This window comes from Paraburkholderia gardini (assembly GCF_907164575.1).
Lineage (GTDB): Bacteria > Pseudomonadota > Gammaproteobacteria > Burkholderiales > Burkholderiaceae > Paraburkholderia > Paraburkholderia gardini.
This window is the reverse complement of record NZ_CAJQYY010000016.1, coordinates 84,910-103,777: the sequence shown is the minus strand read 5'-3', so window position 1 is coordinate 103,777 and position 18,868 is coordinate 84,910. Positions and strand designations below refer to the sequence as shown.

At 62.1% G+C, this 18,868-nt stretch carries 17 protein-coding genes and 2 pseudogenes; 10 read left to right on the top strand and 9 right to left on the bottom strand.

From position 1 onward, the window contains the following. The first annotated feature begins 107 nt into the window (after nucleotides 1-107). The 4 genes and pseudogenes from LPA34_RS15045 to LPA34_RS15030 all read left to right on the top strand — a co-directional run. Nucleotides 108-573, top strand: a pseudogene (locus LPA34_RS15045) (N-acetyltransferase family protein). Between the two features lie 143 nt (nucleotides 574-716). Beyond that, nucleotides 717-1,268 (top strand): glycine zipper family protein, encoded by a 552-nt coding sequence (locus tag LPA34_RS15040; RefSeq protein ID WP_228979508.1) that lies wholly within the window; start codon nucleotides 717-719, stop codon nucleotides 1,266-1,268. A gap of 145 nt (nucleotides 1,269-1,413) precedes the next feature. Then, nucleotides 1,414-2,460 (top strand): glycosyltransferase family 9 protein, encoded by a 1,047-nt coding sequence (locus LPA34_RS15035; RefSeq protein ID WP_228979413.1) that lies wholly within the window; start codon nucleotides 1,414-1,416, stop codon nucleotides 2,458-2,460. Nucleotides 2,461-2,531: 71 nt separating this feature from the next. Then, nucleotides 2,532-2,735, top strand: a pseudogene (locus tag LPA34_RS15030) (isocitrate/isopropylmalate family dehydrogenase); the annotation flags it as partial. Nucleotides 2,736-2,775: 40 nt separating this feature from the next. Here LPA34_RS15030 and LPA34_RS15025 read toward each other — a convergent pair. The 8 genes from LPA34_RS15025 to LPA34_RS14990 form a co-directional block, all read right to left on the bottom strand. After that, a complete protein-coding gene (locus LPA34_RS15025) occupies nucleotides 2,776-3,177 on the bottom strand; it encodes a DUF427 domain-containing protein (RefSeq protein WP_228979411.1) in 402 nt (133 codons plus the stop codon). Between the two features lie 204 nt (nucleotides 3,178-3,381). Continuing rightward, entirely contained in the window at nucleotides 3,382-4,128 is a 747-nt protein-coding gene (locus tag LPA34_RS15020) for an SDR family NAD(P)-dependent oxidoreductase (protein ID WP_228979410.1), read from the bottom strand. Nucleotides 4,129-4,551: 423 nt separating this feature from the next. Further along, entirely contained in the window at nucleotides 4,552-5,364 is an 813-nt protein-coding gene (locus tag LPA34_RS15015; protein WP_228979408.1) for an ABC transporter permease, read from the bottom strand. 49 nt (nucleotides 5,365-5,413) lie between these two features. After that, nucleotides 5,414-6,667, bottom strand: coding sequence for an ABC transporter permease (locus LPA34_RS15010; protein ID WP_228979506.1), 1,254 nt, complete (start codon nucleotides 6,665-6,667; stop codon nucleotides 5,414-5,416). Nucleotides 6,668-6,704: 37 nt separating this feature from the next. Next, nucleotides 6,705-7,760 (bottom strand): ABC transporter substrate-binding protein, encoded by a 1,056-nt coding sequence (locus LPA34_RS15005; protein ID WP_228979407.1) that lies wholly within the window; start codon nucleotides 7,758-7,760, stop codon nucleotides 6,705-6,707. A 1-nt stretch (nucleotide 7,761) separates the two neighbouring features. Beyond that, nucleotides 7,762-8,943, bottom strand: a complete 1,182-nt coding sequence (locus LPA34_RS15000; protein WP_228979406.1) for an ABC transporter ATP-binding protein — start codon at nucleotides 8,941-8,943, stop codon at nucleotides 7,762-7,764. Between the two features lie 32 nt (nucleotides 8,944-8,975). Then, nucleotides 8,976-10,139 (bottom strand): aromatic ring-hydroxylating oxygenase subunit alpha, encoded by a 1,164-nt coding sequence (locus LPA34_RS14995; RefSeq protein ID WP_228979404.1) that lies wholly within the window; start codon nucleotides 10,137-10,139, stop codon nucleotides 8,976-8,978. Nucleotides 10,140-10,319: 180 nt separating this feature from the next. Further along, nucleotides 10,320-11,246 carry a LysR family transcriptional regulator gene (locus LPA34_RS14990; RefSeq protein ID WP_228979403.1) on the bottom strand — a complete coding sequence of 309 codons (927 nt, stop codon included), beginning with the start codon at nucleotides 11,244-11,246 and terminating at the stop codon, nucleotides 10,320-10,322. A 275-nt stretch (nucleotides 11,247-11,521) separates the two neighbouring features. Here LPA34_RS14990 and LPA34_RS14985 point away from each other — a divergent pair, with 275 nt between their 5' ends. The 5 genes from LPA34_RS14985 to LPA34_RS14965 all read left to right on the top strand — a co-directional run bounded on the left by LPA34_RS14985 (nucleotide 11,522) and on the right by LPA34_RS14965 (nucleotide 16,831). Continuing rightward, complete coding sequence (locus LPA34_RS14985; protein ID WP_228979402.1) at nucleotides 11,522-12,871, top strand: flavin-containing monooxygenase; 1,350 nt, start codon at nucleotides 11,522-11,524, stop codon at nucleotides 12,869-12,871. 54 nt (nucleotides 12,872-12,925) lie between these two features. Then, a complete protein-coding gene (locus LPA34_RS14980) occupies nucleotides 12,926-13,363 on the top strand; it encodes a RidA family protein (RefSeq protein WP_090536120.1) in 438 nt (145 codons plus the stop codon). A gap of 10 nt (nucleotides 13,364-13,373) precedes the next feature. Beyond that, the gene (locus tag LPA34_RS14975) at nucleotides 13,374-14,051 is read left to right on the top strand and encodes a DUF1028 domain-containing protein (protein WP_228979401.1); all 678 of its coding nucleotides are present in this window, start codon (nucleotides 13,374-13,376) and stop codon (nucleotides 14,049-14,051) included. Further along, nucleotides 14,044-15,207, top strand: a complete 1,164-nt coding sequence (gene argE / locus LPA34_RS14970; protein ID WP_228979400.1) for an acetylornithine deacetylase — start codon at nucleotides 14,044-14,046, stop codon at nucleotides 15,205-15,207. Before LPA34_RS14975 ends, argE begins: the two co-directional genes overlap by 8 nt. Nucleotides 15,208-15,409: 202 nt before the next feature. Continuing rightward, nucleotides 15,410-16,831, top strand: a complete 1,422-nt coding sequence (locus tag LPA34_RS14965) for a purine-cytosine permease family protein (RefSeq protein WP_228979399.1) — start codon at nucleotides 15,410-15,412, stop codon at nucleotides 16,829-16,831. 404 nt (nucleotides 16,832-17,235) lie between these two features. Here the strand turns inward: LPA34_RS14965 and LPA34_RS14960 are convergent, their stop codons facing one another. After that, nucleotides 17,236-18,099, bottom strand: a complete 864-nt coding sequence (locus tag LPA34_RS14960) for an NmrA family NAD(P)-binding protein (RefSeq protein WP_228979397.1) — start codon at nucleotides 18,097-18,099, stop codon at nucleotides 17,236-17,238. A 124-nt stretch (nucleotides 18,100-18,223) separates the two neighbouring features. Here LPA34_RS14960 and LPA34_RS14955 point away from each other — a divergent pair, with 124 nt between their 5' ends. Further along, nucleotides 18,224-18,865: a TetR/AcrR family transcriptional regulator gene (locus LPA34_RS14955; RefSeq protein WP_228979394.1), complete on the top strand. Its 642-nt coding sequence runs from the start codon at nucleotides 18,224-18,226 to the stop codon at nucleotides 18,863-18,865. Nucleotides 18,866-18,868 lie beyond the last annotated feature (3 nt).

Genomic DNA, 18,868 nt, shown 5'->3' with positions numbered 1-18,868 from the left:
GCACCATGAAATGGCGTCCACTGGTACTGTTCCTGTCGTCACGACGCGCGTAACCTGCCTTGCATCCATGCACTTCACGCATGGATTCAACCACGGGAAAACGCCCTATGACATCCGAAGAAAAAACGCAGATCAAACTGTTGTCGCCGGAAGATTTCGATGCGTGGTTGCCGCTGTGGCGCGGCTATCAGGCGTTCTATAAAACCGATATTCCCGCCGGAACCACGAAGCTCACGTGGGACCGGATTCTGGATCCCGCGGAGCCGGTATTCGGCGCGCTCGCGCTGCTCGATGGCCGGGCGGTTGGCATGGTGCACTGGATCATGCACCGGTCCTGCTGGACGGCTGGCGACTATTGCTACCTGCAGGACCTGTTCGTGGAAAGCGACGTGCGCGGTGCCGGAATCGGCCGGAAGCTGATCGAGGAAGTGTATGCAAGGGCGGCCGCGGCGCATTGCTCGCGCGTGTGGTGGTCGGCGGTTGACGCACGAAACAAATCAGGACGCGATGCAACTGTACGACCGTATCGCGGACCGCTCGGGATTCGTGCAGTACCGCAAGATCCTGGCGTGAGCACGTGAAGTGCTACCGGCATTTCCACACGCGGGCGGCAGCGGCCAAATGTAAGCGAAAAAACTTTCAGTAACGATCTGGTAACCACAAATCGCGGCGATTCGCCTAACGTGGAGACTCTGAGTCACTCCATCCAGGCCAACATGATTCACAGCCCGAAAATGAATCGCGTCGCACTCCCGGCGGTCCTCGTCGCACTGGCACTCGGCGGCTGCGCGGTGGTGCCGCCGAGCGGCCCGAGCATCGTCGCGCTGCCGCGTAGCGGCGAGTCGCTCAACCAGTTCCAGCAGGACGATTACGCGTGCCGCGACTACGCGTTCCGCTCCAGCGACGCCGCCGCGGCGTCGCAGAACGCAACGGCGAACGGCGTGGGCAGCGCCGCGGTCGGCACGCTCGGCGGCGCTGCCGTGGGCGCGTTGCTGGGCGCGGCGGCGGGCAATCCTGGCGCCGGCGCGGCGATCGGCGCGGGCAGCGGCCTGCTGGTCGGCGGCGCGGCGGGCGCAAACGGCGCGCAGTATTCCGCGGCCGGTCTGCAGGCGCGTTACGACGCGGCCTACGCGCAGTGCATGACGTCCAAAGGCAACACCATCGCGCAGCCGCAGATGCCGGTCTACGCACCGCAACCGATGTACATGGCACCGCCGCCGCGCTACGTGGCGCCGCCGGTCATGTACGCCCCGTACCCGTACTACTGATCCCTGATCGAGCACGGTAATCGCGACGCACGCCGGTATTCCGTAACCGGCTGTAACCGCGGGTAGTCGCCGGACATTCCGGTCTTGATGTCGTGCCTTATCATGTTGGCTCTTCCCTGCTGACACATACAAGGCGAATCGACGCATGAAACCTCTAAGCCCGGCCGATGCGTTGACGTTTCCCGGTTCGCTTCTTTCTCCGGACGGACGCCTCGTGGCTTCGTACGATCTGGAAACGGGCGAGGACAGCATCGAGGGCTACCGGACAGTGGCGTATCAGCCAGGGATTTTCAACGCCGGTATAAAGCGTTTCAGTATCGACTACCGCACGACACCCGACGTTCACGTCGTCAACGGAATGGGTGTGACGCTCGGCGATTCGATTATCGGGCTAACGGCGATGTCGGCCGTGAAGCACGCGTTCCCCGGCGTGAAGTTCACGCTCTACCGCCCAGGCCGCGCGCCTGCATTCGTGGAAGAACTGTATGCGCTCGCGGGACCTTTGCTGTCGGCGCGCATCATGCTGCCGTTTTCCCTGAGCGAAGTTCCCGACAGCGCCACCGTCATCGATGTCGGCAATCATCTCTTCTGGCCGGACTTCGCCGCACTGCCCATGATCGATTTTTTTCTGGGCGCGCTGGGCGTCGATGCATCGAGTGTCCCGTCGAGCCAGAAAGCAAACCGCTGGCTTGCCAGTGTATCGCTGCCGGCGTTGCCAGCTCAATGGCGGAACCAGCCATACGTCCTGTTCTGCGCGTCCGCGAGCACGCCGGTGCGCAGCATTCCCCGGCACGTCCGCGCGGATCTCGTTGACCGGTTGGTGCAGCGATACGATCTGCCGGTACTCGGGTTTGGTCCGGTCGACCACGCACGTTATGTCGATGTGCAGTCCGCAGCCGTCGATACCGCGCATTTTCTCGCGCTGATCCGGGGCGCGCGCTGTGTGCTGACCTGCGACACAGCGGCCGTGCATGCCGCAGCGGGCTTCGATGTGCCCACGACCGCATTCTTTACGACGATCGAACCTGCGCTGCGCGTGCGCGATTATCCGGCGTGCCGCGCGGTCGAACTGTCGTTACCGCAACTGTGCGGTATCCACGCGAGCAATCAGGCGCGCGATATTGCGCTGATCGAGCGCGCTTATAGCGACTTGATGCGCGAGACGTTCCCGCTGCCTGATCTTGCAGGATGATTCAGTGTGGCAGCCATTCATGGCTTGCCACACTGAATGTCGGACCGAAACAGCGATATAGGGAGACTCGCATGCCCCGCACTGCATACCGCATCGCTGTGATCCCAGGTGACGGCATCGGCAAGGACGTGATGCCAGAAGCGTTGCGCGCGCTCGACGCGGTCAGCCGGCGCTTCGATATCGCGTTCGACTACCAGCATATCGAATGGGCACGCTGCGACTACTACGCGCGGCGCGGTCAGATGATGCCCGACGACTGGAAAGCGCAACTCGCGGCGCGCCTTTGATCGGGCGGAGTGGCACGGGTTGGCGTGCTCAGGCAGCGGAATCCAGTTCCTCGATCGCGTCGACCCGGTCCGGATAGAACGCGACGTGGTCCTTGATCGACGCGACCGCATCGTACGGATTCTCGTACGTCCATACCGAGTTGACCGAGCGCTCGCCGCCGAGCGGAATCGAGTAGTACGCGCATTCGCCCTTGTGCGGGCAGTAAGTGGCGTGATCGGTGCGTTCGAGCAGCGTCATGTCCACGTCTTCCCTCGGGATATACAGCACAGCAGGATAGCTGGCCTCGCGCAGTTTCATCGCGCGACGCGTGTCGGCGAGCGTGCGGCCCGCGATGGAAACCACCACGCGCGTGGCGTTGCGCTCGATGGTGATCGGGTGATCGGGACCCGGAATTTTCACGGTGCGTGCGGGCTGCGTAGTGTTCGACATGTCGACCTCGTAAGGTGGATCAATCAGGATCAGGAGCTTGCATTAAAGCCGGCTGGCCGGCAGCGCGGTCGGGCATGCCGGCATGTGTCCCGCCGCGTGACAGAAGTGCGCGTTCCGTGAGCATAAAGCCGCTGCGGGATTCTCGCTGACGGCCGGGTTGGACCGTCAGCGCGCGCACGCTGTCACCGCCAGGATGGCGCGGCTTCAGCCCGCGGTCTTGCCGCCGTCGACGGTCAGGATCTGGCCCGTCACGAACGATGCCGCTTCCGACGCGAGAAACACAATCGCGCGGGCCACATCGTCGGGCTTGCCGACCCGTCCGAGCGGCACGGTCGAAGCGAGCGCCGCCTTGCGTTCGGCCGTGCCGGTGAAGCGGTCGAGCATGCCGGTATCGGTGGGACCCGGCGCGACCGCATTGACACGCACGCCCGCGCCGGCCGTTTCCAGCGCCGCCGACTTCGTCATGCCTTCGACGGCGTGCTTGCTGCCCGCGTACACGGATGCAAAGGCAGCGCCCTCGTGACCGTACGTCGACGACACGTTCACGATGCTGCCGCGCTTCTGCTCGAGCATCACGCGCAGTTCGTGCTTCATGCTGAGCAGCGTACCCAGAACGTTGGTGTCGAATGTCGCGGCGTAGCTCTCCGCGTTCTGGCTGGTAATCGGGCCGGGCGTGCCTTCCGTGCCGGCGTTGTTGACGGCGGCATCGATACCGCCGAAGCGCGAAACCGTGGCATCGACGAGGCTCGCGACTTCTTCGTCACGGCGAACGTCGGCCTGGATGAAGACGGCATCGGCGCCGCGCTCGCGCAGTTCTGCTTCGAGCGCTTTGCCTTCCGCTTCGCGGCGGCCCGAGATGACGAGTTTCGCGCCGCTGTCGGCAAACGCGAAGGCGGTGGCGCGGCCGATTCCGGTCAGTGCGCCTGTGATCAAAACGACGGGTTTGCTCATTTTGGATCCCTTTCTGGCATAGATGAAATGCATGATGGTGATGTGCCAGCAGCCGGCGGGACGAAGTGCGCTGTTTGTCTTTTGCCGCTGCCTTGAAGCGTAATCTAGCTGGTTATCATGGCAGTGGAAAAGACTTTCCAGGCTTATGGTCATGCCTTTGAGGCATGGTCGACGCTGGTGGCGCGCGGGAGGGGGTTTGCGGCAGCCGGGCCGGAATGCCAGCTGCGGCATGAACAGCCTGGCCGAAACTGAAAGCATGTCTTCGCGGCTAGTGCAGGGATGTGGCTTTACAACTGCGTGGGTAATGAACCGACGCGAATGCGTCTCTGAAGGTCTCGGGGGCGACCCGATATGGATGGGGGGAGCGGTCCGGCACTACAGCGTGAAAACACCCGTAAGGCTGAATTTACCAGCGTGGGCGCTTCATCCCGTTACCCTGCTCCCACGCAGCCAGTTAATGCTCGCGAAGAGCAGCACTGCGAACACGATCAGCATCGTCGCCACGGCGAGGATCGACGGGTCGATCGAGTCGCGAATGCCGCTCCACATCTGTCGCGGCACGGTTGTTTGATCCGGGCCGCCGATGAACAGAATGACGATCACTTCGTCGAACGAGGTCGCGAAGGCGAAGACGCTGCCGGTCGCGACCGCCGGCGTGATGAGCGGCAAGATCACGCGCCTGAATGTGATCCAGGGCGTCGCGCCGAGCCCGGAAGCGGCGCGCAACAGACTCTGATCGAACGAAAGCAGGGATGCCGTCACGGTGATCACGACGAATGGCGTGCCGAGCGCCGCATGCGCCAGCACCACGCCGGGATACGAGTTCACGAGGCCGAGCGGCGCGAAGATCAGATAAAAGCCCGCGGCCACGACGACGATCGGCACGATCATCGGCGAGATGATGATCGGCATGATCAGCGAGCGCAGCGGAAACTGCGCGCGCGAAATGCCCAGCGCGGCGAGCGTACCGAGACACGTGGCGATCAGCGTCGATGCCGCGCCGATACCGATGCTGTTCAGCAGCGCCCGTTGCCAGTCCGGGCTCGTGAGCGCCTGCTCATACCAGCGCAGCGAAAAGCCCTGCAACGGGTAGGAGAAGTACGATCCCGAATTGAACGAGAGCGGGATGATCGCGAGAATCGGCGCAATCAGGAAGAACAGCACAAGCGCTGCATGTAGCCATACCCAGCGCGCGGCGATGCGTTCCGTCAGTACTCTGTTGCGTTGACCCTGCATGTCGTTCCTTCGTCGCGTCCGCGTGTTTCGACCTGGTTTCAGCCGTGATTCAACCGAAGCGCAGGCGGTCGATGCCGACGATGCGGTTGAACAGGAAATAGAAGATCGCCGTGAAGATCACGAGATACGCCGAGAGCGCACCGGCGAGGCCCCAGTTCAGTTGCGTGTTGGTCTGTATCGCGATGAGCTGACTGATCATCTCGTCGCCGGCGCCGCCGAGCAGCGCGGGCGTGATGTAGTAGCCGAGCGCGAGCACGAACACGAGGAAGCAGCCCGCACCCACACCCGGCAGCGTCTGTGGAATGTAGACCCGCACGAACGCGGTGAACGGGTGCGCTCCAAGCGATTGCGCGGCCCGTACGTACACGGGCGATACGCTTTTCATCACCGAGTAGATCGCGAGAATCATGTAAGGCAGGAGTACGTGTGTCATGCCGATGAGCACGCCCGTGCGGTTGAAGATGAGCGGCAGCGGATGCGTGGCGAGCCCGAGACCCATCAGCAGGCTGTTGATGACGCCGCCCGGTTGCAGCAGAACGTACCATGCGGTCGTGCGCACGAGCAGCGAAGTCCAGAACGGCACGATCACGAGAAGCATCAGCCGGTTGCTGCTTTTCGCAGGCAGATTCGCGAGCAGCCAGGCGACCGGATAGCCGAGCACGAGGCACAGCAGCGTGACGGTCGCGCTGATCGAGATGGTGCGGGCGAACGCCTGCCGATAGACGGAAGTGTTGTCCGGTACGAACGCGACTGAGCCTTGTGGTGTCACTTGCGCATCGACGGCGGCGAGCAGAAAGTCCGGTGTCGGCGACGCGGCGGCCCGCTTCAGCAGGCGCCACGTCTCCGGCGAATTCCAGCGTTCATCGAGTTCAACGAGCGCCGGTTTCCACGCGGGCGGTGCATCGGTGGGCAACTGGCGCGCGGTGCGTATCAACAGGCTGCGGAACCCGGCCTGAGCGAAGTTCAGCCGCCGCGCGACAGTACCGAGCTGCCCGCTTTGCTGCGCCTCCCGGAGCCCCGTGGCGAGCAGGGCGAACGTGCGCTCGTCCGGCACGCCGCGTCCATCCCACGCATCGAGCGCGCGCGTGAGCGCGGGCATGCTGTCGGACACTTCGCGATTCTCCACGCTGCGCGCGAGCAGGAGCGCGATCGGCGCGATGAACGTCGAAAGCAGAAACACAAGTAGCGGCAGTGCAAGCAACAGAGCCTGCATCGATGCGCGTCGGTGTGCCTTCTGAAACGACGCGCGGCCGTCGGCTCTCATCGGAGAGCCCGGGCCCCTGGTGGGGGCCGAAGCGGGCATGTGAGTAGTCAAGTTGGGCTCTCGTCGGACGAAGATGTTACTGCGTCAGCCACACCTGGAAGCGCTTGTTGATCTGGTCCGCGTTGTCGGCCCAGAAGTTCGCGTTGATCTGTAACGCGCGCTTGAAGTTTTCGGGTGAGGTCGGCAGATCGGCGAGGCGCTGCTTGTCGATGAGCGCGATCGCGTCCTTGCGCGGCGGAGCATAGGCGATGTACTTCGACAGGTTCGCATAGGCCTTTGGCTGCGAGGCAGAGACGATGAATTTCATTGCGGCGTCGGTGTGCTTCGCGCCCGTCGGCACACCCCACCAGTCGTAGTCATAGACCTGCGCGTCCCAGACGGCCTTGAACGGCTTGTTGTCCTTCTTCGCGGCGTCGTCGATGCGGCCGTTGTAGGCCTGCGTCATCACGACCGCGCCGTCCGCGAGCAGCTGCGGCGCCTGCGCACCCGACTCCCACCACACGATATTCTGCTTGATCGTGTCGAGCTTTTTGAACGCGCGATCCACGCCCGCGGGCGTGCCCAGCACCTTGTAGACATCCTTCGGGTCGACGCCGTCGGCGATCAGCGCCCATTCCATCGTCACCTTCGGCGACTTGCGCAGGCCGCGCTTGCCGGGGAATTTCTTCAGATCGAAGAAGTCATTGACGGTCGTTGGCGCGGTCTTGAGCTTGCTCGCATCGTAGGCATAGATCGTCGACCAGACCATGCTCGCAACCGCGCAATCGCTGATCGAGCCGGGGATGAAATCGCTCGTCTTGCCGATCGTCTTCCTGTCGAACTTCTGCAGGAGACCTTCGTCGCAGGCGGTGATCGCGTCGTTCGTCTCGAGGTCGATCAGGTCCCACGTGGTGTTTTTCGCCTGCTCCATCGCGGAGAGTTTCGCGAGGCCGCCGTCATACGATTCGGTCGAGAAGCCGATGCCCGTGGCCTGCGTGAACGGTTCGAAATAGGCCTTTCTGGCCGCAGCTTCATACGCGCCGCCGAAGGTCACGACGGAAAGCGTCTCCGCTGCCTGCGTGGTCACGGTGGTGAATGCGGCTGCGGCGAGTACAGCGAGGGCGGCGCTTTGTGCTTTGATGTGGGTGCGCATGTCAGTTGGCTCCTGCAGGTGCGGTCGTGATGAGGGAAGGTGAGGGCGGCGTGGATACGTGAAGCGTGGGCGCGCTGCGTGGCACGCTCATCGCGAGAATCTTGCAGTCATCGTGGCGCCAGGCGATCTCGATCGTGCTGCCGGGCGAGGGCAGCGCATGGCGCTGCGTATTAGGCACTTTCACGACGAAGGAATCGCGCGAACCGAGCGCGAGATGCACGCGATGATGATCGCCGCAGTACACCAGTTCCTCGACGCGTGCGCGCACCACGTTGCTGTGTTCGTCGACGTGCGCGCCTTCGGCGCTCGGGATATGCGCACGTTCGGGGCGCAGCGCGAGCATCGCTTCGTCGCCCGCGCGCAGGCCGGGTTCGCAACGGCCACGAATCACGCTGCCGTCCGAAAGCGCGAGCGTCGCCCAGTCCTCACCCGCATTGACGACGCGTCCAGTCAGCCCGTTGTTCTCGCCGACGAAGTTCGCGACGAACGCGTTCTGCGCGTTCTCATAGAGTTCGCTTGGTGTCGCGACCTGCTGGATACGGCCATCGGAGAACACGGCCACGCGATCCGACATGGTTAGCGCTTCGGCCTGGTCGTGCGTCACGTAGACGACCGTGAGCGACAGTTCGCGATGCAGACGCATGATTTCGTATTGCATGGTTTCGCGCAGGTGTTTGTCGAGCGCGCCGAGCGGTTCGTCCATCAACACGACGCTCGGCTCGAACACGAGCGCGCGCGCGAGCGCCACGCGCTGCTGCTGCCCGCCGGAGAGCTGCGCGGGCCGCCGGTTCGCCAGATGCGGCAGTTCGATCATCTCGAGCGCGCGCTTCACGCGCGTCTTCTGTTCGGCGCGGCTTACGTGTCGAACAGAGAGCGGAAACGCGACGTTTTCCGCAATCGTCAGATGCGGAAAGAGCGCGTAGTTCTGAAACACCATGCCGATGTCGCGCTGATGCGGAGGCTTGTCGTCGAGCCGCCGTCCGTCGAGGCGTATCTCGCCGTGCGTGGGCGATTCGAATCCCGCGAGCATCATGAGCGTCGTCGTCTTGCCCGAACCGGATGGACCCAGCAGCGACAGGAATTCTCCCTTGCGCACGTCGAGGTTCAGGCCATCGACGACGTATTGCGCGCCGTCGTACGACTTGCTCACGCCCGAGAATGAGATGAAGGAAGGGTTCGACATCGTGATCGCGTCCTGTTTACGGTGCGTCGTAATCAATGCGTGGGGGGTTGCATCGCGACGAGTTTGCCGGCGATATAGCGCGCGAAGTCATAGTTGGGACGTTCGAGAGGGCTCAAGTGTCCGGGCTTCGCGAGCGGCGCGTGCACGCCGCGAAAGACGGTTTCCACGCCGCGTTTGTCTTCCGCGTTCACTTCGTCGAGCAGCTTCTTCAACGTCGTCATGTGCGCGTTGGCTTCAGGATCCGCGATGAACTCCGGCGCAAGCCCGCCGCCGAAGCGGATATGCACGCGGTCCACGCCTTGAGGCTGCAGCACGAGATACCAGAAGTAACCCGGCGTGAGCGTGACGAGATGCGTCGGGTAGATCGCGAGCAACGCCGTGGTCTTGCGCCAGTGTCCCGTGAGACGCGAGTTGTCCGGATGCGCGTTGCCGATGGGCAAGGACGCTTCCTTTGTGATCCAGTGATAGTTAAAGGCTGGGTGGCCCGGCGGGCATTCCATTTCATCGAGTCGCGAATGAGGTCCTACTGTCGCGCGATGCAGCATGGGCAGGTGATAGCTTTCCATGAAGTTTTCCGCGAGGATCTTCCAGTTCGTGTCCCACACGTGCTCCTCATGGAACGTTTCGATGTAGTCCGACATGCCGTACGCGCCGATGAGTTCGCCCAGCGCGGCGAGTTGCGTCTGCACAGACGGCGCGTTTTCGTCGAGCGTCACGTAAAGCCAGCCCTGCCATTCTTCGCAGCGCACGGCGGGCAGCCGGTAGCTTTCCTTGCAGAAGCCCTCTTGCCGGTCCATGAGCGGCGCGCCTTGCAGCGCGCCGTCCAGCGAATAGTTCCACGCGTGATACGGGCAGACGATGCGACGCACGTTGCCGCGTCCTTCGAGTAGTACCGACATGCGATGCAGGCACACGTTCGACATCGCCTTGAGCTGCATCTGTTCGTCGCGCAGGATGACGACCGGTTGCGCGCCAATGCGCGCCGTCATGTAATCGCCGGGCGCCTTGAGCGCACTGGCGCGGCCAATGCATTGCCATTCACGCTCGAAGATAGCGCGCTCCTCGAGCGCAAGGAATTCGGGCGACGTATAGACACCAGGCGGCATCGCATGCGCATCGCTGAATGGTCGTTCGCAACCCGTCTGTAGCGCGTCAACAAGCGCTTGCACTGCGATCGTCCCTGCTGGACTGGCCATGCGTCCTCCTTGATTTCTCACGGTGGGAACGCCAACGCCAGGTATTGCAGCGTAGCGCTCAACATGGACACCAATCTATCAAGCCAAATTGCAAGCCAGAATATTGTTTTTAGATACAAAGCAAAGTTTTTACCTATGCAGCGCGCGCAGGCCTGGTGCAGACGATTGCGTCTTGCCTGATCATGCGTCGATATGCAGCCGCTGGATATAGGTTTCGCAGAACGACGCGAAGCGCTGCACGACCTGGCGCGGCTTCATCGTTCGCGATTGCGCGATGCCGAGCATCGTTGCGTTGACGTTGTCCTTGAAGCGCCTGATGACGAACTCTTCCCCATCCACGGTGCGATTCGATTTAAGCGGAAAGTTCAGGATGCTATAGCCGAGGCCATTGGCCACCATGCCGCGCACGACCTCTGGCTGCCATGAACGAAAGGCCGGTACGGGGCGGCTGCCCACCGCATCGAAGAGTGCGGCGAAATACTCGCGGCTGTGCGGCAGATCGAGCATCACGTACGGCTCGGGCAGGAGATCCGCGAGCGATACCTTGCGGGCGCGCGCGAGACGATGCGTCTTCGGCAGGATCGCATACGGCGGCAGCGAGAGCAGCGGCGTGAAGGCGATGTCCTCCGTCAGGTCGAGGCTGTAGGTGAGAACGATGTCGAGCGAGCCGTCGTGCAGGCCGCGCAAGAGACCATCCTGATTCGCCTCGACAGTGCGAAACGAGATGCCTGCGTGCTCGTCCGTGAAGCGGCTGATGAGCCCCGGCATGAGTGGCGGCGCGAGCGACACGAGGCAGCCGAGCGTGATGGTGCCCGTCATGCCGCCGTCCATTTCCTTGGCGGTCGTCTGCAATTCCTCCGCCATCTTCAGCAGATTGCGCGCCTGCCCGAGCAGATCGCGTCCGGCCTGCGTGAGCGACAGACCGCTCGCGTGATGTCGTATGAAGAGTTGCACGCCGAACGACACTTCGAGGTCTGCGAGCGCCGTCGAAATCGATGGCTGCGAGATGTGCAGACGCTTCGCGGCGGCAGTGAAGGACAGCGCTTCCGCAGTGACCACGAAATAACGCAACTGTCGCAACGAGTACCGCAACAGGTGACTTTCCATCGACGACGCTCCATGTTCAAGGCCTTCATTGGACCGCATTGATGAGCGGCATTGTGGAGCGGTCAAAAAGGCTTGCATAGGTAAATCCGATGCCATGCATTTTTTAAATATATTTTTCAGATTCTGAAGGGGCGCGTAGATTTTCATCCAGACGAACGGACCGGGCAGCAGCGCGCTGCGGGAAACACGACTGGGTCCGCGCAACGGCCGCGAGCGCTCAAAGACCGCGAGGCCGCAACCGGATCGAAACATTCCGCCTTTTCAAGGACACAGCCATGACAGTGGACGTAACGTCAATCGATACGCTTGTGGTCGGCGCCGGTCAGGCCGGCGTCGCCATGAGTGAACATTTGAGCCGGCTCGGCGTGCCGCATCTCGTGCTGGAACGCGCCCGGATCGCCGAGCGCTGGCGCACGGGGCGTTGGGATTCGCTGGTTGCCAATGGCCCCGCGTGGCACGATCGATTCCCGAATCTCGAGTTCGCGGATTTCGACCCGAACGCATTCGCTTCGAAGGAACAGGTCGCCGACTATTTCGTCGCCTATGCGAAGAAGTTTGAAGCGCCGATCCGTACCGGCGTGGAAGTAAAGAAGGTCGTGCGCAATGCGGGGCGGCAGGGCTTCACCGTCGAAACATCGGAGGGCACGATCGAGGCTGATCGCGTGGTCGTCGCGACGGGACCCTTCCAGCGCCCCGTCATTCCACCGATCGCACCGCAGGATTCGAGCCTCACGCAGATTCATTCCGCCGGCTATCGCAATCCCGCGCAATTACCTGAAGGCGGCGTGCTGGTAGTGGGTGCAGGATCGTCGGGCGTGCAGATCGCGGACGAGTTGCAACGCGCGGGCAAGCGCGTCTATCTGTCGGTCGGTGCGCATGATCGCCCGCCGCGCGCCTATCGCGGTCGCGATTTCTGCTGGTGGCTGGGCGTGCTCGGCGAATGGGACGCGGAGGTCATGAAACCCGGCAGGGAACACGTCACGATTGCGGTGAGCGGTTCGCGTGGCGGCCATACCGTGGACTTCCGGCGTCTTGCACATCAGGGCATCACGCTGGTTGGTCTGACGAAATCGTTCCACGATGGCGTTGTGACCTTCGAAGCGGATCTTGCGGAGAACATCGCGCGGGGCGACGAGAACTATCTGTCGCTGCTGGACGCAGCCGACGCGTATGCCGGGCGCAACGGTCTCGATCTCCCCGAAGAACCCGAAGCCCGCATCATTCCCGCGGACCCGGAATGCGTGACGAACCCGTTGCACGATCTCGATCTGGCGAAAGCCGGCGTGACGTCGATTGTCTGGGCGACCGGGTATGCCGTCGATTTCAGCTGGTTGAACGTCGACGCCTTCGATGAGAAAGGCAAGCCGAAACATCAGCGCGGCGTGTCGAAGGAGTCTGGCATCTATTTCCTCGGTCTGCCCTGGCTGTCGCGCCGCGGCTCAGCATTTATCTGGGGCGTGTGGCACGACGCGAGGCACATCGCCGATCACATCGTTACGCAGCGTAAATACCTGGCGTATTACGATGAATCGCAACGCGAGGCACATCGCCGCGGCGAGGAAAACATTGAAGACACGTCCACCGGTCCACGCCCCCATAAAGTCAGCGAGATGAGCGTCAGTTGATGCATACGCTTCCTTGATCCGCAATCCATTTCTTCCAGGCATTAAGGTGCACTGATGAGCCAACCCACGCATACCCGTATCCGCATGTTCAACACGAAGGATACATATCCGAACCAGACGCTCGACAACGATCTTTGTCAGGCCGTGCGCGCTGGCAATACCGTCTATGTGCGCGGTCAGGTGGCAACGGATTTCGAAGGCCGCCTCGTCGGCCTCGGCGATCCACGCGCCCAGGCCGAACAGGCGATGAAGAACGTCAAGCAGTTGCTGGAAGAGGCGGGCAGCGACCTGTCTCACATCGTCAAGACGACGACGTTCCTGACCGACATCCGCTACCGTGAGCCGGTCTATCAGGAAGTCGGCAAGTGGTTGAAGGGCGTGTTTCCCATTTCCACGGGCCTCGTCGTGGTCGCGTTGGGTCAGCCGCAGTGGTTGATGGAGATCGACGTTATCGCGGTCATTCCGGATGGATGGACGTCGCCGAAAGCCTGAGGAGCGGGACATGACATTTTCTATCGTCGGACGTTGTCAGGAATCCGGGCAGCTCGGAATCGCGATCAGTTCGTCCAGCATCGCGGTAGGCGCTCGATGCCCATGGCTGCGTGCAGGTGTGGGCGCGGTGGCGACGCAGAACGTCACGCTGCCTGCGCTCGGCCCGCGGATTCTCGATCTTCTGGAGAGCGGGCAACTCGATCCCGCCGCAGCGCTGGACCGTGTGCTCGGTGCGAGCGAGTGGAGTGAGTATCGGCAGGTGACGGTGATCGACGGCCAGGGTCGCACGGCGTTCTTCAGCGGCAAGGAAGCGCTGGGCACGTATCACGCCGTCGCTGGCAAGCAATGCGTAGCTGCGGGCAACATGCTGACCGGCGTCGAAGTGATCGAGGCAATGGTTCCGGCGTTCGAGCAGGCATCCGGCACGCTTGCCGACCGCCTGCTCGCGGCCATGCATGCCGCGATGGCTGCCGGCGGCGAAGCGGGGCCCGTGCATTCGGCGGCGCTCAGGATCGTGGGCGACGTGATCTGGCCCATCGCGGATCTGCGGGTCGACTGGGCTGATGACAATCCCATCGGCCAGCTCGACCGTCTGTGGCAGGCGTATCGGCCGCAGATGCAGGACTACCTGACGCGGGCGTTGAATCCGACTGCCGCGCCCAGCTACGGAGTGCCCGGCAATGAATGACAGATCCAGCCGTGCGCTGCTTGAACGGCTGATCGGCTTCGCCACCGTTAGCCGCGACTCCAATCTTGAGATGGTCGAATTCATTCGCGACTACCTCGACGAACTCGGTGTCGAAAGCGAGCTGTTCTACAACGCCGAGCGCACCAAGGCGAATCTGTTCGCGACCATCGGTCCGCGTGAGCGAGGCGGCATCGTGCTGTCTGGTCATACGGACGTGGTGCCCGTCGACGGCCAGCCGTGGACCGTCGATGCATTCCGTCTCACCGAACGCGATGGGCGTCTGTATGGCCGCGGCACGGCCGACATGAAGGGCTTCATCGCTTCGGTACTGGCGGCGGTACCGGCGTTCCTCGAGTGCGATCTGAAGCTGCCCGTGCACCTCGCTTTTTCGTACGACGAGGAAGTGGGATGCCTCGGCGTGCGGCCGATGCTGGCGGAACTGGAGCGGCGCACGCACAAGCCGGCCCTTTGCCTGATTGGCGAGCCGACCGGGCTTAAGCCGGTGCTGGGCCACAAGGGCAAGCTGGCGATGCGCTGCCAGGTGAAAGGCGCGCCTTGCCATTCGGCCTATGCGCCGTATGGAGTCAACGCGATTCAATACGCGGCGCGGATGATCGGTCGCCTGGAAGAGATCGGCGAGCAGCTGGCGCAGCCCGAGCATCACGACGAGCGATTCGATCCGCCGTTTTCCACCGTGCAGACAGGCGTGATCAGGGGAGGGCGGGCGCTCAACATCGTGCCGGCCGAATGCGAATTCGACTTCGAAGTGCGCGCGCTGCCGGGCTTCGATGCCAGCCAGGTCGCCGACGACTTGCAGCACTACGTCGAGGCTGAGCTGCTGCCGAAGATGCGCGCAGTGAAGTCCGATACCGACATCCGCCTTCAGCCGCTCTCCACCTATCCGGGACTGGCTACTTCACCCGACAGCGAAGCGGCGCGTCTTCTGGCGTTGCTCAGCGGCTCCAGCGACTTCGGCACGGTCGCGTTCGGCACCGAGGGCGGGCTCTTCGAGCAGGTGGGCATTCCCACGGTGGTGTGCGGACCGGGCAGCATGGACCAGGGGCACAAGCCGGACGAATTCGTCACGGTCGAGCAATTGCACAATTGCGATGCGATGCTGGCTCGTCTGGCGGATTACCTCTCGGCTGCGTCGTAAGACGTATGCATCGAGGGTGTTGCCGTAGCGGCAGGCCTTCTAATAGCGAGGCCGTTGTCTCGTGCCAGGGCAAGACGATCCGCAAGACCACGCAACTTAAATACTCCTGAACGCGAGGCATCGCGATTCAGCAGGCCGAACACGCCTGATCACACATGGGACCGGAGTAACGCGCTAACTCCGGTCGATACAGGAGACAAACTTGAATACGTCGGAACGCAACGCTTCATCGTTGATCGAAAAACACACCATCGGTTATGTGCCGCCCGAGGATCGCCACGGCAAGGTGCGCGATCTCTTCACGCTATGGTTCGGCGGCAACATCGCTCCATTGCCCATCGTCACCGGGGCGCTCGGCGTGCAGATCTTCCACCTGAATGTGTTGTGGGGCATCGTGGCGATCGTCGTCGGCCAGGCTGTCGGCGGCGTGCTGATGGCGTTGCATTCGGCGCAGGGCCCGCAGATGGGCATCCCGCAGATGATCCAGAGCCGCGCGCAATTCGGTTCATGGGGCGCGCTGCTCGTCACAGTGATCGCAGGCGTGATGTACGTGGGCTTCTTCGCATCCAACATCGTGCTTGCCGGCAAGTCTTTGCATGGCATCAACAACAGCGTCCCGGTTCCGGTCGGCATCGTGATCGGCGCGATGGGATCGGGGTTGATCGGGATTATCGGTTACCGGGTCATCCATATCCTGAACCGCATCGGAACCTGGGTGCTCGGCATTGGCATTTTCATCGGTTTCGGCTACATCCTCACGCATATCTCCACGGACGATTTCCTGACCCGGGGCGGATTCAACGTCGCCGGCTGGCTCGCGACCGTTTCGCTGTCGGCCCTCTGGCAAATTGCTTTTGCCCCGTACGTTTCCGACTATTCGCGCTATCTGCCGGAGAACGTGGGTGTCGCATCGACGTTCTGGGCGACCTACCTCGGCTGCACGATCGGCTCTACGCTCGCGTTCGTCTTCGGTGCGGTGGCCGTGCTCGCGGTCCCGCCCGGCGCCGACTCGATGGACGCCGTCAGGCAGGCCACCGGACCGCTCGGACTGCCGATGCTTGTCCTCTTCCTGCTGAGCGTGATCAGCCATAACGCACTGAATCTCTACGGCGCGGTACTCGCGGCCATCACGTCGCTGCAGACATTCGCCTGGCGCTGGATTCCCACTGCCAGGGCGCGTGCCGTGCTGTCGATCGCGATACTCTTCGCGTGCTGCTACGGAGCGATCGGCGCTTCGACCAATTTCGTGGGCAATCTGGTCGATCTCGTGCTTGCGCTGCTGGTCGTGCTCGTGCCGTGGACCGCGATCAACCTGATCGACTTCTACGTGATTCACAAGGGGAAATACGACATCCGGTCGATCTTCCTGGCAGACGGCGGCATCTACGGCCGCTTCAATCCACAGGCGCTGATTGCCTATGGGATCGGCATCGTCGTGCAGATTCCGTTCATGAACACGCCGATGTATGCAGGTCCCGTGCCGAAGTATCTCGATGGCGCGGATCTCTCGTGGGTCATCGGGCTGCTTTTGACGTCGCCGCTGTATTACTGGCTTGCGTCGCGGGACACTGGCTACCGGCGCAGACAGGCGGGTGCCAGTGTCACGGGTCATCCGGCGCGATAGTCACGACTGCTGGGGTGCTGCCGCATGGATCAATGGAGACGTAGACAATCTGGATCCAGAAAATATCGAACGACTTGAAGACGATGCTCGGCGGTCCGGAGTCTTCTGGCGGACCGTCACGTCGTGGCGAGCAGCGGTCCCCGGTTCAGCGTTCGGGTGACGAAAGACTTCGACAGAGGAGTTTAGGGTGAGAATCGACATGATTGTGGCGACGGCCATATCTGGCCGTCCTGTTCCTGTTCCGGACATGCCCAATGCGGCGAGAGGAACGGCGACATTCCCTGATCCGTCGTTGCGAGTGCAAAGACACACGCTTCCGCAAAAGGGAGAATCCTCCCGATACGAGGCGCTCGTCCCGCTCTTTACGACGCGATGCCCACCCGAGACTGACGGCGTATCACCCTTTACGCCAGGAGTTGACGATGCTGTTCGATGAACTGTTCCGGCGTCGTCAGCGGCTGACCAACGATTTCAGCCGCGCTGTTGTCGACGCCCGCCAGCAACTGTTCCTGCTGATCGACCTTGATCGCCTTGAAATGGATCGCAAATGAAGGATCGCCATCCCAGCCGAGGATCTTGACGAATTCGTCCGGCGTGACCTGCTCGAAGCGCACGTCCTTTCCAAGCGTGGTCGCGAGGATGCCTGCCAGTTCGATGTGGCTCACTTCACGCGAGCCCGTGACCGGGATGACCTTGCTACCGAACGCGTCGGGATTCTCGAGAATCTTTACAACGACACGTGCGATGTCGACAGCGGCGATGGGCACGAAGCGGCTTTCCGGGTCAAACGGCGTCAGATAACGGCCGGCACGGATTTCAGCCGCCGTGTACAGCATCCATTCGGAGAAGAAGTTGACTCGCAGATGCGCGGTCGGAACGCCCGAGCGGTCGAGGATCTGCTCGGAGAGCCAGTGATTCATCGTTGCCGGACTGCGTGCGTGCGAGCGCGACTGCCGGTGCGACATGTACACGATCTGCTTCACATTGTGCTCGCTGGCAGCCTGAGCAAAGATCGCCGTTGCTTCGACTGCGCCCTGGGTCAGCGGATAGCAGAAGTACGCGCCGTCGACACCCTTCATCGTGCCACGGACATCTTCGATCTTCAGCATGTCACCGAGCACGATTTCCGCGCCCAGTTCCTTCAGTGCCTTCGAGCGGTTGTCTTCGCGGCGAACAAGAGCGACGACCTGGTGGCCGTTCTCCAGCAGGAAGCGAACGGTGGGAGCGCCCGTAGCGCCAGTGGAACCCGTGACGAGAAATTTCTTCATATAGACCTCGAAAGTTTAAGGAACCTGGCCAAAGCCTGCATGCCGCAATTGCCACTCAAGCAGTATGGTCATCATGTTATAAAGCGCACGATCGACGGTCCGTCCGAAAGGGCAACACTCAAACATGACAACCATCATGCTTTCGATAATGAAGCATGATGGATATACTGTTTGTCGTCAACACCTTTCTTGCCATTTTTCCGGAGGACGTATGCGTTACCCACCAGAGGAGACCGCGGAGAAGCATGCCCGCATCCTCGAACAAGCTTCCATTCTCTTTCGCGAGCGCGGATTTTCCGGGGTCAGCCTCAGCGAGATCATGAAGGCGACGGGGCTTACACACGGCGCCTTCTACAATCACTTCGAGTCGAAGGAGAATCTGATTTCGGAGAGCATTGAAGATGCATCGGCCAAAGCGCTCGACTTCATGAAGGAAAGTGCGGCCTCTGGTGGGTCAATGACTCAATATGTCGACGGATATCTCACTGAACAACACCGCGACGAGAGGGGAAACGGATGCCTGATCGCAGCATTGGGGAGCGAGATTGCGCGCGAGCCTGCGGCTCAACCCGCATTCACGCGGCATGTGGAGGGTACGCTCAGAGGTCTAGCCGAGCCACTTGCAAAGGCAAAAAAGAAAAATGCCCGTCGCGATGCGATTCATACGCTTTCGAGCATCGTCGGAGCCATCATTCTGGCTCGCGCGGTTGATGACCCTGAACTTTCGGAAGAGATTCTTCGTGAGGTGCGAGCAGCTCTGGACTAAATG